General features: G+C 35.2%; 16 protein-coding genes. 10 read left to right on the forward strand and 6 right to left on the reverse strand.

Annotation, left to right across the window (positions count from 1 at the left end; all coding sequences use genetic code 11):
• Positions 1-4: 4 nt before the first annotated feature.
• On the reverse strand, positions 5-1,432 hold the full coding sequence (gene dnaA, locus PI23P_RS00120; RefSeq protein WP_004568637.1) for a chromosomal replication initiator protein DnaA: 1,428 nt from the start codon (positions 1,430-1,432) through the stop codon (positions 5-7).
• A gap of 168 nt (positions 1,433-1,600) precedes the next feature.
• Between dnaA and PI23P_RS00125 the strand changes: the two genes are divergently transcribed.
• Positions 1,601-1,999 (forward strand): acyl-CoA thioesterase, encoded by a 399-nt coding sequence (locus PI23P_RS00125; RefSeq protein ID WP_004568639.1) that lies wholly within the window; start codon positions 1,601-1,603, stop codon positions 1,997-1,999.
• An 82-nt stretch (positions 2,000-2,081) separates the two neighbouring features.
• On the opposite strand, the gene PI23P_RS00130 is transcribed toward PI23P_RS00125, so the two are convergent.
• The 5 genes from PI23P_RS00130 to PI23P_RS00150 are packed head-to-tail and all read right to left on the reverse strand — an operon-like array spanning position 2,082 to position 5,650.
• Positions 2,082-2,687, reverse strand: coding sequence for an IMPACT family protein (locus PI23P_RS00130; protein ID WP_004568640.1), 606 nt, complete (start codon positions 2,685-2,687; stop codon positions 2,082-2,084).
• Between the two features lie 48 nt (positions 2,688-2,735).
• Positions 2,736-3,596: a DMT family transporter gene (locus tag PI23P_RS00135; RefSeq protein ID WP_004568641.1), complete on the reverse strand. Its 861-nt coding sequence runs from the start codon at positions 3,594-3,596 to the stop codon at positions 2,736-2,738.
• A gap of 1 nt (position 3,597) precedes the next feature.
• Positions 3,598-4,203: an HAD family hydrolase gene (locus PI23P_RS00140; protein ID WP_004568642.1), complete on the reverse strand. Its 606-nt coding sequence runs from the start codon at positions 4,201-4,203 to the stop codon at positions 3,598-3,600.
• Positions 4,196-5,260, reverse strand: coding sequence for a bifunctional diaminohydroxyphosphoribosylaminopyrimidine deaminase/5-amino-6-(5-phosphoribosylamino)uracil reductase RibD (ribD, locus tag PI23P_RS00145; RefSeq protein WP_004568643.1), 1,065 nt, complete (start codon positions 5,258-5,260; stop codon positions 4,196-4,198). Before ribD ends, PI23P_RS00140 begins: the two co-directional genes overlap by 8 nt.
• Positions 5,261-5,650: a hypothetical protein gene (locus PI23P_RS00150; RefSeq protein ID WP_238299955.1), complete on the reverse strand. Its 390-nt coding sequence runs from the start codon at positions 5,648-5,650 to the stop codon at positions 5,261-5,263.
• A 127-nt stretch (positions 5,651-5,777) separates the two neighbouring features.
• On the opposite strand from PI23P_RS00150, the gene PI23P_RS00155 reads away from it, so the two are divergent.
• The 9 genes from PI23P_RS00155 to trmD all read left to right on the forward strand — a co-directional run bounded on the left by PI23P_RS00155 (position 5,778) and on the right by trmD (position 14,372).
• A complete protein-coding gene (locus PI23P_RS00155; protein WP_004568645.1) occupies positions 5,778-6,269 on the forward strand; it encodes a GNAT family N-acetyltransferase in 492 nt (163 codons plus the stop codon).
• Positions 6,266-7,153 carry a peptide chain release factor N(5)-glutamine methyltransferase gene (prmC, locus tag PI23P_RS00160; protein WP_026288766.1) on the forward strand — a complete coding sequence of 296 codons (888 nt, stop codon included), beginning with the start codon at positions 6,266-6,268 and terminating at the stop codon, positions 7,151-7,153. Before PI23P_RS00155 ends, prmC begins: the two co-directional genes overlap by 4 nt.
• 160 nt (positions 7,154-7,313) lie before the next feature.
• Positions 7,314-8,870, forward strand: coding sequence for an NAD(P)/FAD-dependent oxidoreductase (locus PI23P_RS00165; protein ID WP_004568647.1), 1,557 nt, complete (start codon positions 7,314-7,316; stop codon positions 8,868-8,870).
• A gap of 59 nt (positions 8,871-8,929) precedes the next feature.
• Complete coding sequence (locus PI23P_RS00170; protein ID WP_004568648.1) at positions 8,930-9,364, forward strand: ATP-dependent zinc protease family protein; 435 nt, start codon at positions 8,930-8,932, stop codon at positions 9,362-9,364.
• Positions 9,365-9,368: 4 nt separating this feature from the next.
• Positions 9,369-10,244, forward strand: a complete 876-nt coding sequence (gene rimK / locus PI23P_RS00175; RefSeq protein WP_004568649.1) for a 30S ribosomal protein S6--L-glutamate ligase — start codon at positions 9,369-9,371, stop codon at positions 10,242-10,244.
• The gene (locus PI23P_RS00180; protein WP_004568650.1) at positions 10,234-11,184 is read left to right on the forward strand and encodes a succinylglutamate desuccinylase/aspartoacylase family protein; all 951 of its coding nucleotides are present in this window, start codon (positions 10,234-10,236) and stop codon (positions 11,182-11,184) included. The genes rimK and PI23P_RS00180 overlap by 11 nt, the downstream gene beginning before the upstream one ends.
• Before the next feature lie 1,129 nt (positions 11,185-12,313).
• Positions 12,314-13,246 (forward strand): NAD-dependent epimerase/dehydratase family protein, encoded by a 933-nt coding sequence (locus PI23P_RS00185; protein WP_004568651.1) that lies wholly within the window; start codon positions 12,314-12,316, stop codon positions 13,244-13,246.
• Between the two features lie 161 nt (positions 13,247-13,407).
• Positions 13,408-13,560: a hypothetical protein gene (locus PI23P_RS12470; RefSeq protein WP_155811758.1), complete on the forward strand. Its 153-nt coding sequence runs from the start codon at positions 13,408-13,410 to the stop codon at positions 13,558-13,560.
• Positions 13,561-13,697: 137 nt separating this feature from the next.
• Positions 13,698-14,372, forward strand: coding sequence for a tRNA (guanosine(37)-N1)-methyltransferase TrmD (gene trmD / locus PI23P_RS00190; RefSeq protein ID WP_004568652.1), 675 nt, complete (start codon positions 13,698-13,700; stop codon positions 14,370-14,372).
• Position 14,373: the final 1 nt, after the last annotated feature.

Raw genomic sequence — 14,373 nt, forward strand, 5'->3', positions numbered from 1 at the left:
GGTCTTAGAAAGTTAACTTCTTAGTCAAGTCGTCTACGTATTTTCGAAACTGCTTATCTGTTTCGGTAAGATTGTCAACAGTTTTGCAAGCGTGCAATACGGTTGCGTGGTCTCTTTGTCCAATCTGATTGCCAATACTAGCCAACGATGTTTTGGTCAATCTCTTTGCAAAAAACATTGCTAATTGTCTTGCTTGCACAATATGACGTTTGCGTGTTTTCGACTGCAAGGTCGCAACATCCATGTCAAAATACTTAGAGACTTCTTTTTGGATATAATCTATAGAAACTTCTTTCTTGGTGTTTTTTACAAACTTGTCTACGATCTGCTTTGCCAATTCTAAAGAAAATTCTCTTCTATTAAAGGAAGCTTGTGCAATCATTGAAATAATTACTCCCTCTAATTCTCTAACGTTGGACTTTATATTTTTAGCAATATACCCTACAATGTCTTCTGGCATTTCTACGCCATCTCTAAATAATTTATTTTGTAAGATAGAAATTCTTGTCTCATAGTCAGGTGCTTGCAACTCTGCCGACAATCCCCATTTAAAACGAGACAACAAACGCTGTTCGATGTCTTGCATATCTACAGGTGCCTTATCTGAGGTTAAAATTACTTGCTTTCCATTTTGATGTAAATGGTTAAAAATATGAAAGAACACGTCTTGTGTTCCGGCTTTACCAGATAAGAATTGAACATCGTCAATAATCAATACATCAATCATTTGGTAGAAATGGATAAAATCATTTCTAGTATTTGACTTTACAGAATCGATGAACTGCTGTGTAAATTTTTCTGAAGAAATATACAAAACCGTTTTGTCTGGATATTTGTCTTTAATATCGACTCCAATTGCGTGGGATAAATGTGTTTTTCCCAAACCAACACCACCGTAAATTAACAGTGGATTAAAAGAGGTTCCTCCTGGCTTATTTGCAACTGCCATTCCTGCGGATCGTGCCAATCGATTGGAATCTCCTTCTACGAAATTTGCAAAATTGTAATTAGGGTTTAACTGAGATTCTATCTTAACTTTTTGCAATCCTGGAATTACAAATGGGTTTCTAAGCTCTCTTTTTCCTGAATCTAAAGAAACAGTTACGTTTTGAGGTTTTAGAGGGTTTCTATTTGAACTTGGAATTTTAACAATTTGTGGTCGATTGCTACTATAATTGTTTTCCATTTTTACATCGTAAATCAATTTGGCATCACTACCCAATTGTCTCACCAATGCTACCCTTAGTAACTTGATATAGTGCTCCTCTAACCATTCATAAAAAAACTTACTCGGTACCTGTATCGTTAAGGACTCTCCTGACAGTTTAACAGGTTTTATCGGTTCGAACCAAGTTTTGTAGGCTTGTGGTTTAATGTTATCTTTGATGAAAATCAAACATTCGTTCCAAACTGATTCTGAAGATAAAGTCATTTAGTTTTGTAGGTACTTGAGGTTATTAAATTTGGTTAAAACTTGATATGAGTCGCGTTTTTTAGGTCATACAAAAATGTGAATAAAATTCAATATAAAAAAATGTATGTGCTATTGATTATTAATTATTTTTTACGTATTATGAGACAGAAAAAATAACCACACTTATTGAAGAAATTTACAACAAAAACGCGCATAAGATATTCAGAAACAGATCAAATGAGCGTAGTCTATCACGGGAATTATGCACAATTTTTTGAATTGGGAAGAACTGAGTGGTTGCGCTCTTTGGGCATTACTTACAAAGACATGGAAGTCAGCGGAATAATACTCCCTGTAATTTCTTTAAAGTGCAATTTTATAAAATCAGCCCTTTATGACGATGTTCTAACCATCCATACTTTTCTAAAGAAAGAACCCTTGGTGAAAATTGAATTTGACTACGAAATAAAAAATCAACACGAAGAACTCATCTGCACAGGAAACACAGTTTTAGCTTTTGTGAATTCAAAAACTATGAAACCCAGACGTTGTCCAGAGAACTTATTAAAAAGTCTGGGATATTAGTAAATAATATTCTGGCAACTTTTAAGATCATTGTCTATATCTAGACAAAAAAAAAGCAAAAGTCGCTTACGGGATCTAAAAATCACGCTACCTCTTTTACCGTAACTTTATACATATTCTCAAAGATTGCAAAAATAGTTTCGGCATCCTTTTTCCGAACAGCAATCGTATACTGACACTCCATTTCTAACTTTTGATCTACGATGTCGATATTTCTTTCTTTAATAATTCGCATTACAGCATTCATCAAATCGTAATTGAACGTCAATTGACACGCTATTTTAACCGTCTTTTCTAAAATATCAGAAGCTTCTAGCGCCATTTGAGCCGACAACTTGTATGCCGACATAAGTCCTCCCACACCTAATTTAATGCCCCCAAAATAGCGCACGGAAACAATTAAGATATTGGTGACTTCAAAAGCTTGTATTTGACCATATATAGGCATTCCTGCAGAATTATTTGGCTCTCCATCGTCGTTTGCTCTAAATCTAATTATGTCAATTCCTAATTGATAAGCATAACAAAAATGTCTCGCCGTATGGTGTTTTTTCCGAAGCTTCTCCAAAGCTTCCTTAACAGCCTCCTCGGAGGCAACTGGAAAGGCGTACCCAAAAAACTTACTCCCCTTTTCTTTAAAAAGTGTTTCTTCTGATGGTTGTTCTACGGTCTTATAAACATCGTCCATTCTCTTCGATTAAATATAATTGAATTATGCAGGTTCCCTTCGCAAACTTTAAGCAATTGTTACTAATACAATTCCTAAAATTGCCAAAACAACTCCTATTTTATTTTTAAAACTAAATTGTTCCTTAAAAAAAAACAACCCTACCAATGTAGATACAATTACGATTGCTACGTTGTTTACGGTAAAGAGTGTTGAACTCTCCATGTTTTTATTCTGAAGAGCCTTCATTAAAAAAACAATAGAATAATAATTAGGAATGCCTAAAATGACTCCTGCTATTACATTCTTTACCCCAAAAGATTCCCTCTTTATGATGGTTTTTACCGCTAAAATTAGACATCCAAAAATGGCTGCAATCCCAAATAAACTTCCTGAAAAAATAGCTACATCTCCATCTGAAACATAATTTACTTGCACATACTTTAACAGGGTGTCGATGGTTCCAGATCCGATAAACAAAAGAATAGGAAACAATAAAGTTCCGTTTTCTTTCTGTCTCCCCTCTCTAATAGAAGAGAGATAAACTGCAACTAACGCAATCATGATTCCCAATATTTTCAAAAAAGTAACCGATTCATTGTATAAAAAAATTCCAAATAAAATTGGAACTACCACCGACATTTTACCAGCAATGGACGTCACAGAAACACCGTTTTTTTGCGCAGTCATTGCCATGACAAAAAAGATCGCGATAAACAAGGCTCCTAAAACTAGCGCACCTGGAAACCAAGGCTCCAAATAAACCTCTGTTATCGAAATTCGTCTTTCCGCCAACAAAAAGCCCATGGAAAAAGCCACAATATAATTTACAAAAAGAGCTTTTAAGATATCAATCTTATAAATTCCAAAATATTTAAAAATAACAAATAATCCTGTAGAGAAAAGAATACTTAAGAGTAAAAAAATCAATTTATAAGCTGTTTTTAGTGAATAATTCTACAATATCTTCTTTCTCAGGAATTAAATGCCAGACCTCAATTCCAATAGATTTTGCAGCTTCTGTATTTTCTTTTGTGTCATCTATGAAGAGGGTCTCCTGCGCAATTAAGTGGTTGGTCTCCAAAACGAAATTATAAATCTCAATGTTTGGCTTGCGAAGGTTTATTTCGTGCGACAGATAAAATTGCTCAAAACATTTTTTAAAAGTATCATACAATTCGGTACCCCAGTTATTTTGTATCCAAGAAATATGTAAATCGTTTGTATTGCTCAATAAAAAAAGACGGTATTTTTTATTTTCTGCGAGCTCTTGAATAAAATTCAACCGTTTTTTGGGGAAATCCAATAAAATAGCATTCCACGCTTTAGTAAATTCTTCTGTAGAAACCCCCAATTTTTCCTCAAAAATAGCTGTAAACTTTTCTGTAGAAATAAGTCCCATTTCATATTGATGTAAAATAGGCAGTACTTCGTCCGATTGTTGAGAAATGCCTAACTTCTGCAATTCTAACGCAAACTTTTCTTTATCTAAGTTGATAAAAATAGCTCCAAAATCGAAAACAATATTTTTAATCATTGGTATATTTTTTTATCAGATCTTCAAGCACATGCTCTTTTTTGTAATTCTTATCTAGCCTTGGTGCTTTTACACCAGCATCAAAAGAATGGTCTCCAACAAAAACCAACGCTTCATCCCACAAATTTTCAGAAATAAAAGTCGCTAAGGTTTGAGTACCCCCTTCAACAATTAAAGACTGAACCTGATGCTTTAACAATACCACACAAATTTGTTCTGCCACATTTTTAGAAAAATCAATAGGCTCAAAAATTAAGTTTTTATTGAATGCGTACTTTTTGGTTTTTACTTCTTCGTGGCCATGAATTTTTCCTGTAATCACAATTGTTGTAATACTCCCATCGAAAACATGTGCACTTTCTGGAATACCCAAAGCACTGTCTAAAACAACTCTAATGGGATTATTTCCGGACCAACTTCGAACGTTTAATTTTGGATTGTCTTCCAACACCGTATTTTTACCTACCAAAATTGCGTGCTCTTGACTGCGTAACTTGTGCACCAATTGCTGAGAATAGCGATTGGAAATGAATTTTGGCGCGACAGCATCTTTTGATAGGGGTGCAACAAATCCATCTTTTGTTTCTGCCCATTTTAAAATAATATAAGGACGCTTTTTCTCTTGTACTACAAAAAAACGTTTGTGATGCTTGCGACATTCAGCTTCCAAAACACCTACAGTAACAACAACACCTGCAGATTTTAGGCGTTCAATTCCTTGACCAGCCACCAAACTATTGGTATCCACACAACCAATGACTACTCTCTTTATATTGTATTTTATGATTAAATCTGCGCAGGGTGGTGTTTTTCCAAAATGACTGCAAGGTTCAAGTGTCACATATAAAGTAGACTCAACTAACAATTTTTTATGCTCCACAGAATTCACTGCATTTACCTCTGCATGATTTCCCCCGTACGCTGCTGTAAAGCCCTCTCCAACAATCACGCCTTTACATACAATAACGGCGCCAACTGAAGGATTTGGACGCGTAGTCCCAATTCCATTTTTTGCAATTTGCAAACAACGCTGTATGTACTGCTCGTGTCTAATCATTTATAATTTTACCTTTATTTCTTGGGTCTTGTCAATTAAAAAGACCCTTTTAAATCCAAAAACAACATACTGCAAGTTTCCTTTGATCTGGACCGTTACTTTTTTCGTCAACAAAGAGTTTAACAATCCTCCTAACAATCCCTTTTTATTTGAACTCCATAAATTTTTTGTAGGGATATTTGCTATCAAAGGAATAGAAAAAGCTTTGTTTCTCGGAACTTTAAAGGGTTCCAAAAAAACTTGTGCTACCTGCGCTCCATTCACAAATATTTTCACCTCATCTGCAGAAATTATACCACCTACAGTGTTGGGATTCTCAAAAAAAGCAGCTGCTTTTAATTTTATCGTATCCAAAGCAAAACTAACTATTTCTAGGTTGTCTACCTTCACGAAAACAGGCTCTTTCTGAACAGAACAGCTGGATATCAATAAAGTGAAGCACAAAAAATAGATGCTGTTTTTCATAAAAAAAAATTAAAATTTAAAGTAACTTGCTCCTGCAAAAATACAGTAATAAATGACACTTGAAAATTTTATCATTAGAGAAATAAGACCTACCGACAACCTAGCAATATCCGAAATTATCAGAAGTGTGATTTTAGAGATGGGTGCCCCTAAAATAGGAACAGCATATGAAGATAAGGCCACAGACTGCATGTTTGAGACCTATCAGAAAGAAAGGGTATTTTATTTTGTGCTAGAACATGACCACAAAGTTATAGGAGGCGCAGGAATTGCACCTTTGCAAAATGATAAAAACAACATCTGTGAACTGCAAAAAATGTACTTCCTCCCTATTGCAAGAGGAAAAGGTTTGGGAACGGATCTCATTTCTAAATGTTTAGAAAAAGCAAAAGAATTTGGATTTGAAAACTGCTACTTGGAAACAATGCCTTACATGGAAGCTGCAAGAAAATTATATGAGAAAAATGGATTTTTAAATCTGCCAGCACCTTTAGGAAATACCGGTCATTATTCTTGTAATGTATGGATGCTAAAAAAAATATGAAATTAAAAGAATTTAAGTTTTTGTTTTTCGAAGCACTTTCAGACAACTATCCATCCACTGAAATAGAGAGTTTTTTCTTTATTTTAATGGAAGAAAAGCTGCAACTAAAAAGAATCGATACCGTTTTAAATCCAGATTTGATAATTGGAGATGTTCTTGTTACGTCTCTGAAAAAAATTATTGATCGTTTGCAAAAAGAGGAGCCCATCCAATACATTCTTGGGAATACGGAATTCTATGGCTTGCCTTTTCTCGTAAATAAAAACACCCTAATTCCGAGACCCGAAACGGAAGAATTGGTATCATGGGTGCTCCATGAGATAAAGGAAATACACGGGGAACATAAAAATAAGGCTACTAATGCGATAGAAACGCCGCTCACCATCTTAGATATTGGCACTGGAACCGGTTGTATTTCTGTTTCCTTGGCTAAAAACAGCCCACAATCAGAAATTACTGCAATTGATAATTCTGCGACAGCACTTCACATTGCGAAAAAGAATGCGCTATTAAACAACGTTGCTGTAAATTTTATACAACTCGATATTTTGAAAACCACGGAATTGCCTCAAAAATTCGACATCATCATCTCCAACCCTCCTTATGTAAGAGAATTAGAGAAGGTAGAAATAAATAAAAATGTGTTGGCAAACGAGCCGCACTTGGCCTTATTTGTTTCCGATGAAAATCCCTTGCTTTTTTACGACAAAATTGCGGACTTGGCGATACAAGGGTTGACTAAAAACGGACTATTATTCTTTGAAATCAATCAATATTTAGCAAAGGAAACCATAAAAATGTTAACAAAAAAAGGATTTCATTCGATACAATTAAAAAAAGATTTATTTGGCAATGACCGCATGCTTCTTTGTCGGATATCGTAACTTATATTTTACGTCTTTAGAAAAAGCTTATCTATTTGTAAATTATACAATTAAATGTGTTTTTTGGGAAAAATATATTTGAAATAAGTCTACATACTTACTCTAAAATCAGCCTCATTTTTTGACTTCATATTCGCTTTAAATTAATTACTTTTGCTGCATGATTAAAGAAATTCAACTTCGTGTAAATTTAATAGAGGAATTAAAGGAAGATATTCTCTTGTACAAGGCTTCCAAACAACTCGGAATTGATCCCAAAGAAATCGCAGCTGTAAAAGTTTTACTAAAGTCAATTGATGCACGTAAAAAAGACGTCATTTTTAATTATAAAGTGGCGGTGTACATTGATGAAGCTGTCCCTGAAAAATCTGACTATATTTTTGATTATCAAGACGTTTCTGCTGCCAAAGAGATTCATATTATTGGATTTGGGCCCGCAGGAATGTATGCGGCACTGCGCTGCGTAGAATTGGGCTACAAACCGATTGTCTTAGAACGCGGAAAAAATGTACAAGATAGAAGACGTGATTTAAAAGCAATCAACCAAGATCACATTGTCCACGAAGATTCTAATTACTGCTTTGGAGAAGGAGGAGCAGGTACGTATTCTGACGGAAAACTATACACGCGCTCTTTAAAACGTGGTGATGTACGAAGAATTTTTGAAAACTTAGTATACCATGGAACTTCTGAACAAATATTGGTCGATGCACATCCGCATATTGGCACGAATAAATTGCCTAAAATTGTTCAAAATATTCGCGAAACTATTTTAAAATTTGGTGGGGAAATTCATTTCGGAACGAGAGTTGTTGATTTCGTTGTTCAAAACAATAAGCTTCGTGCTATCCAGCTTCAAAATGGCCAAGAAATGACTGTAAATGCCGTTATTTTAGCGACAGGTCACTCTGCAAGAGATATTTATGAATTACTTCATAAAAAAGAAATTCGCATGAAAGCGAAATCCTTTGCCATGGGCGTTCGTGTTGAGCACCCGCAAGAAATAATAGATCAAATACAATACCATTGCTCGGGAGAAAGACACGAGCTATTGCCCCCAGCAGCGTACAGTTTGGTACAACAAGTAAACAATAGAGGAGTCTACTCCTTTTGCATGTGTCCTGGTGGCTTTATAGTCCCTGCAGCGACGGCAAATGGCGAAGTCGTTGTAAATGGGATGTCGCCCTCAAGAAGAAATAATAAATTTGCAAACTCGGGTATCGTGGTTGAATTAGACATCGATCGAGACTTTAAAAAATATGAGTCTTTTGGTGCCTTAAAAGGTTTAGAATTTCAAAAAGATTTAGAAAAAACTTCTTTTTATGCCGGAGGAAGATCACAACAAGCACCTGCGCAGCGATTGGTAGATTTTGTCGATGGAAAACTATCCACAGACTTGAACAGTACTTCATATCAACCGGGTTTAAACTCTGCTCCCCTACATTCCCTTTTACCAAAAATCATCGGAAGTAGACTGCGAAAAGGTTTTGCTGCTTTTGGAGAAAAAATGCACGGATATTATACCAATGAAGCAAATATCATTGGAGTAGAGTCCAGAACCTCATCTCCCATAAATATCCCAAGAAAAGAAAATTTAGAGCATACAGATATCGACGGATTGTTTCCCTGTGGAGAAGGTGGAGGCTATGCTGGTGGAATTGTATCTGCTGCCATGGACGGAGAACGCTGTGCAGAAGCAGCCATTGCAAAGTTTTAAAAATTTCATCCAAATAGCAAAAAAGTATTCTTAAGTTTACCTTGGTTTAAATCCTAAAAATGAAAATGACTATTGGCCGCATAGACAAAGCGGATTTTCCAGAATTTGTTCTTTCGGGAATTGATGTAAAAATAGATTCTGGAGCCTACACATCTACAATTCATTGTTCTAATATTCAAGAAATGAGTGCAAAAGGGGAATCTGTCCTCCAATTTACATTGCTGGACCCAGAGCACCCTTTTTACAATAATAAACAATTCACATCAAAAAATTACACTTCAAAAAAAGTAAAAAGTTCAAATGGTATTGCTGAAGTGCGTTTTATGATTCAAACTGAAATTTTTATTTTCAATAAGAATTTTCCAATTTACTTGACATTAAGCGAACGAAAAGAAATGAAATTTCCTATCTTACTTGGGCGTAAATTTTTAAATAAAAAATTTGTGATAGACACGCTTAAAATAAACCTATCACACAAATTAAAAAATATATAAATAAATGAAGATTGTTATTTTATCTAGAAATTCAAAACTATACTCAACAAAAAGACTGGTGGAAGCTGCCGAAAAAAGAGGACATCAAGTGCTGGTTGTAGATCACTTAAAATGCAATATAGAAATTGAACGAAAAGCTCCAAAAATATACTATAAAGGAGAATATTTAGAAAATATTGATGCCATTATTCCTAGAATTGGAGCCTCTGTAACTTTTTATGGTACTGCTGTAATCCGTCAATTTGAAATGATGAAAGTTTTTACTGCAGTTTCCTCTATCGGTTTGGTGCGATCTAGAGATAAATTAAGCAGTTTACAAATTTTAGCAAGAGCAGGTGTTGGCTTACCAAAAACAGTATTTACCAACTATACAAAAGACGTAGAACACGTTATAGAATCTGTTGGTGGCACTCCTTTAGTTCTAAAACTACTAGAAGGAACTCAGGGTTTAGGAGTTGTTTTGGCAGAAACTCAAAATGCAGCAACTTCTGTTTTAGAAGCGTTTAATGGTTTAGGTGCCCGCGTAATTGCACAAGAATTCATCAAGGAAGCTGGTGGCGCAGACATCCGAGTTTTTGTAGTTGACGGCAAAGTTGTTGGCGCAATGAAACGCCAAGGAAAAGAAGGCGAATTCCGCTCAAACTTGCACAGAGGTGGCAACGCAACCGTAATTGAACTGACCGATGAAGAGGAAAAAACAGCACTCAAAGCAACAAAAGCGCTAGGTTTAGGAATTGCGGGGGTAGATATGCTACAATCCTCTAAAGGACCTTTGGTTTTAGAAGTAAATTCATCACCCGGTTTAGAGGGAATTGAGATTGCTACTGGAAAAAATATTGCAAAAGAAATTATCCGTTATCTAGAGCTAAATGTCGAATAAAACTTTTGTACTTTTAGGGAAGGAAATTCCCGAAGGAAAGCGAACGGTTCTTGACTTAGAAGTTGCAAAATTACACACGAGAACCACCGTAAAAGTACCTGTTATTGTAGAACGTTCTTCAAAACCTGGACCTGTTGTGTTACTATTGGCCGGAATTCATGGTGACGAAACTAATGGTGTAGGAATTATTAGAGAAATTATAAACCTAGAGATTAACAAACCGAAAAACGGCACCATTATTTGCATTCCTGTTTTTAATATCTTCGGATACCTTATTCAAACAAGAGAATTCCCTGACGGACGCGATTTGAACAGAATGTTTCCGGGAACTTTAAATGGTTCTTTAGCCAGCCAATTTGCCTATCAGTTTACTAAAGAAATTGCACCATTTGTTGATTATGTAATCGACTTTCATACCGGAGGTGGTGAGCGCGACAATATTGCGCAGATAAGATGTAGCAAAGACGACACAAAATCCTTAGAGCTTGCGAAAGTTTTCAATCCACCCATTATTGTATTCTCTAATAAAATAACAAAATCCTTAAGAGATACTTTACACAAAATGGGGAAAACTGTTTTGCTCTTTGAAGGAGGAAAATCAAAAGAACTGAGTCCTACCATTATCAATGAGGGTGTAAACGGCACAAAAAACGTACTGATTCACTTAGGGCTTATTGAAGGCACTATTGCTGTGAGAGAAAGTCCTATTTATGTTGAAAGGGCAAAATGGCTGCGCGCTTCTCATTCTGGAATGTTTAAGATTAAAGTGACCATTGGAAGTTATGTAAAAAAGAAAGAAGTACTCGGTGTTCTTCAAGATCCCTTTGGCGAGTTTAAAAAGAAAATTTATGCTCCTTTCAATGGCCATATCTTTTGCATTAACAAAACACCCATTGTAAATAAAGGAGATGCCTTGTTTCACATGAGCATCGAAGACTAAAATGCGATACTTCTCTTTTTAAAAACGCAATCTACAAACAATATAAACCATACATTCTTTTTATCTGACTCCACTCTAAACCTTTTTTTGTGGCTATAAAAATAGGCACGACAATAAATTATATAACATCTTCCTAAAATTATGTAACATTCTTCACTGCCTTAATATTTATATTGCAATTACAATGGTTTATTAAATATTGACCTTCCCCCTCTTCATGTACACCCTTTTTATTTTATACAATAAGACCCGATTTTTGTGGTTTTCCTCAGCTGACAAAAATTCAAGAATTACAACACAGCATTTGTTTTCGATAGACAAATAATATTAAAATTTTAGCTAAGTACAGACAAGAAATAAGTAAGACACTTAACGACCAAGCAAAAGCTTCAAAATGAAGCACCTTAAAAAGCTTTTGTATTTGCACACTCTAAGGATGCGTTTTTTCACTATGATTACACTCATACAATACTTGACTAGACCGAGCGTTCCAAAAGAATATCAAAAGGAAATTCACAAGCATTTGTTCCTTTGTGCAGTCAGCGAAGTATTACTTTATACCATTGCATTCTCCATTTAATACATTTTTTCTTACTGAAAACGCAACCTTGTCTCCTGAATAATACACGATTCAATTACCTATGAATCCAAAAAACCTACCATACCACTCGTAAGAACCATTTTATTATAATCCATGCGATACCCTTACTATTGAGTCTCCCAAGACACTAGCATCAAAAAAATAACATGGCATATAGCAGCTTCCTCTAATTCCTCACAATTATTCCTAAAACGACAGCTGCGCTTTACTACAGATCTCTCATCTGACACGCTCTATAAAAACTCGCAACAGTCAATAACCAAAGGTTCTTATCTGTTTTTAGCCTGCATCTTATATTCAGGTGCACCAAATTCATACGATGTATAGGGATTGACAAACATCCTTTTAATGCCTAAATTTATTTTTAAAAAAACAGTTGTTCGTGCGTTCCTATTTAACGCTAAAGCCACTTTCTAACGATAAACGATTCGATGAACTTTCTCAGTTCCACTTTTATGCACTAACTTTCAATTTTAAAATCACCACATAGACAGCTCAACAATCTTGAGCATCACTAAAAGATAAAAAATGCAAGTAATTTTAGGAGCCAATGGCATTATTGGAGAAGAATTAGCAAAAGAGTTAAGGGAGACCTATACTAATAAAATAAAATTAGTGGGACGAAACCCTAAAAAAACAGATCCCAACGATCTTTTATTCAAAGCTGATTTGCTAATTCCCGAGGAAGTAAACAGCGCTTTAGAAAATGCTGAAATTGCCTATTTGACTGTTGGCCTCACTTACAACTCAATAATTTGGTTGCGAGATTGGCCAATAATTATGAAAAATGTAATCGCAGCCTGTAAAAAAAACAATTGCAAACTTGTCTACTTTGACAATACCTATGCCTATCCGCAAGCTCACAAAATTCAAAAAGAAAACACCCCTTTAACATCGAAAGGAAAGAAAGGAATCGCAAAAAAAAAGGCCGCAAAAATGTTGTTAAATGCTATTAAAAAAAAGGAAATCGTTGCTGTTATATGCCGAGCACCGGAATTTTATGGCGCTGGAAAAACAAAGGGGATTACGAATATGCTCATTTTTGAAAAACTGAAAATAGGTAAAAACCCGAAAATACTTCTAAAAGATACTGTTTTAAGAACTTTAATCTACACACCTGACGCTAGTAAAGCAATGGCACTAATCGGCAATACTCCAGAAGCATATGGGCAAACATGGCATCTTCCTTGTGACGACAACCGACTGACGTATCGCGAAATAATGGAAGAAATATCAAAGCAATTAAATAGAACTGTCAAATATGATGTTTTGAATTCATTTACTTTAAAAATAGCTTCTTTTTTTAATGCAAATATCAAAGAAACTCAAGAATTGTTGCCGCGCTACGCCAATGATAATCTATTTGATTCTTCAAAGTTTAAAGGTAGATTTCCCAATTTTAAAATAACCTCCTACCGAGAAGGAATTAAAAATATAATTGACAATTACCATTTAAAATAACGAGGTTGCCTAATAACACCTAAATTTACGAATTGCTTTTATGCAATACTTTGCAGTTTTCGAAGAAGCGTTACTAACATTCCTAAAGAAGGTTTTGTATTGTCCTCATAAACTTTGGAAATTACACTAAACAACACCTTTTATTTTTTAAAAAATAGCCAATGAAACTATTAAAAAGAAAGTACAACACACTTTCAAACCATCAGAAAAAAATATTCCTCTCCATTGCGATAGTTCTCACATTACTTCTACTACAGGAATTTTTTAATGCTGGAAAAGCCATCGGAACGGCATATTACCACCTGACACATTAACGATTATGGGCACTTGCATAAGCAGTTTGAATACATACCGCATAAAATAAATCCAATATAAAAATTCATTTTTAATGCTTCAAAATTAGAAGGTGCAAATAGCAATTCTCATTCTTTTAAAACGCTACATTTGCAAGATGCGCATAGATATTATTTCAGTAGCTCCAGATTTGTTAGAGAGTCCGTTCAATCATTCGATTATTAAACGAGCTAAGGAAAAAGGGCTGGCAGAAATTGTAATTCACGATTTGCGTGCTTTTGGTCTGGGAAACTACAAGCAGATAGACGATACCCAGTTTGGTGGTGGTGCAGGAATGGTCATGATGATTGAGCCTATCGCCAATTGCATCCGAAAACTACAAGAAGAGCGAGACTACGACGAAATTATCTACATGACACCAGATGCACCAACATTAAATCAGTCTACTGCAAACACGCTCTCGTTAAAAGAAAATATTCTGATCTTAACCGGCCACTATAAAGGCGTAGACCATCGCATTCGCACACTTTTTATTACCAAAGAAATCTCGATTGGAGATTATGTCTTAACCGGTGGTGAGTTGGCAGCAGCTGTTTTAGTAGATGCGGTCGTTCGTTTGATTCCAGGTGTTATTGGTGATGAACAATCTGCCTTAACAGACTCCTTTCAAGATAATTTACTATCACCCCCTGTGTATACAAGACCTTCTAATTTTGAAGGAAGCAAAGTTCCTGAAATTTTACTGTCGGGAAACTTTCCAAAAATTGAAGATTGGCGCAGTGACCAGGCCTACGAGAGAACGCAACAAATCAGACCCGATTTATTAAAGTAAA

Origin of the sequence: Polaribacter irgensii 23-P (assembly GCF_000153225.1) — a bacterium.
Taxonomy (GTDB): domain Bacteria; phylum Bacteroidota; class Bacteroidia; order Flavobacteriales; family Flavobacteriaceae; genus Polaribacter; species Polaribacter irgensii.

Bases quoted from the DNA above. Each gene is read 5' to 3' on its own strand.
- ribD (WP_004568643.1), bottom strand. From the start codon at position 5,260: ATGATTAGACACGAGCAGTACATACAGCGTTGTTTGCAAATTGCAAAA.
- PI23P_RS00165 (WP_004568647.1), top strand. From the start codon at position 7,314: ATGATTAAAGAAATTCAACTTCGTGTAAATTTAATAGAGGAATTAAAG.
- PI23P_RS00130 (WP_004568640.1), bottom strand. From the start codon at position 2,687: ATGGACGATGTTTATAAGACCGTAGAACAACCATCAGAAGAAACACTT.
- PI23P_RS00155 (WP_004568645.1), top strand. From the start codon at position 5,778: ATGACACTTGAAAATTTTATCATTAGAGAAATAAGACCTACCGACAAC.
- PI23P_RS00185 (WP_004568651.1), top strand. From the start codon at position 12,314: ATGCAAGTAATTTTAGGAGCCAATGGCATTATTGGAGAAGAATTAGCA.
- prmC (WP_026288766.1), top strand. From the start codon at position 6,266: ATGAAATTAAAAGAATTTAAGTTTTTGTTTTTCGAAGCACTTTCAGAC.
- trmD (WP_004568652.1), top strand. From the start codon at position 13,698: ATGCGCATAGATATTATTTCAGTAGCTCCAGATTTGTTAGAGAGTCCG.
- PI23P_RS00180 (WP_004568650.1), top strand. From the start codon at position 10,234: ATGTCGAATAAAACTTTTGTACTTTTAGGGAAGGAAATTCCCGAAGGA.
- PI23P_RS00170 (WP_004568648.1), top strand. From the start codon at position 8,930: ATGAAAATGACTATTGGCCGCATAGACAAAGCGGATTTTCCAGAATTT.
- dnaA (WP_004568637.1), bottom strand. From the start codon at position 1,432: ATGACTTTATCTTCAGAATCAGTTTGGAACGAATGTTTGATTTTCATC.
- rimK (WP_004568649.1), top strand. From the start codon at position 9,369: ATGAAGATTGTTATTTTATCTAGAAATTCAAAACTATACTCAACAAAA.
- PI23P_RS12470 (WP_155811758.1), top strand. From the start codon at position 13,408: ATGAAACTATTAAAAAGAAAGTACAACACACTTTCAAACCATCAGAAA.
- PI23P_RS00140 (WP_004568642.1), bottom strand. From the start codon at position 4,203: ATGATTAAAAATATTGTTTTCGATTTTGGAGCTATTTTTATCAACTTA.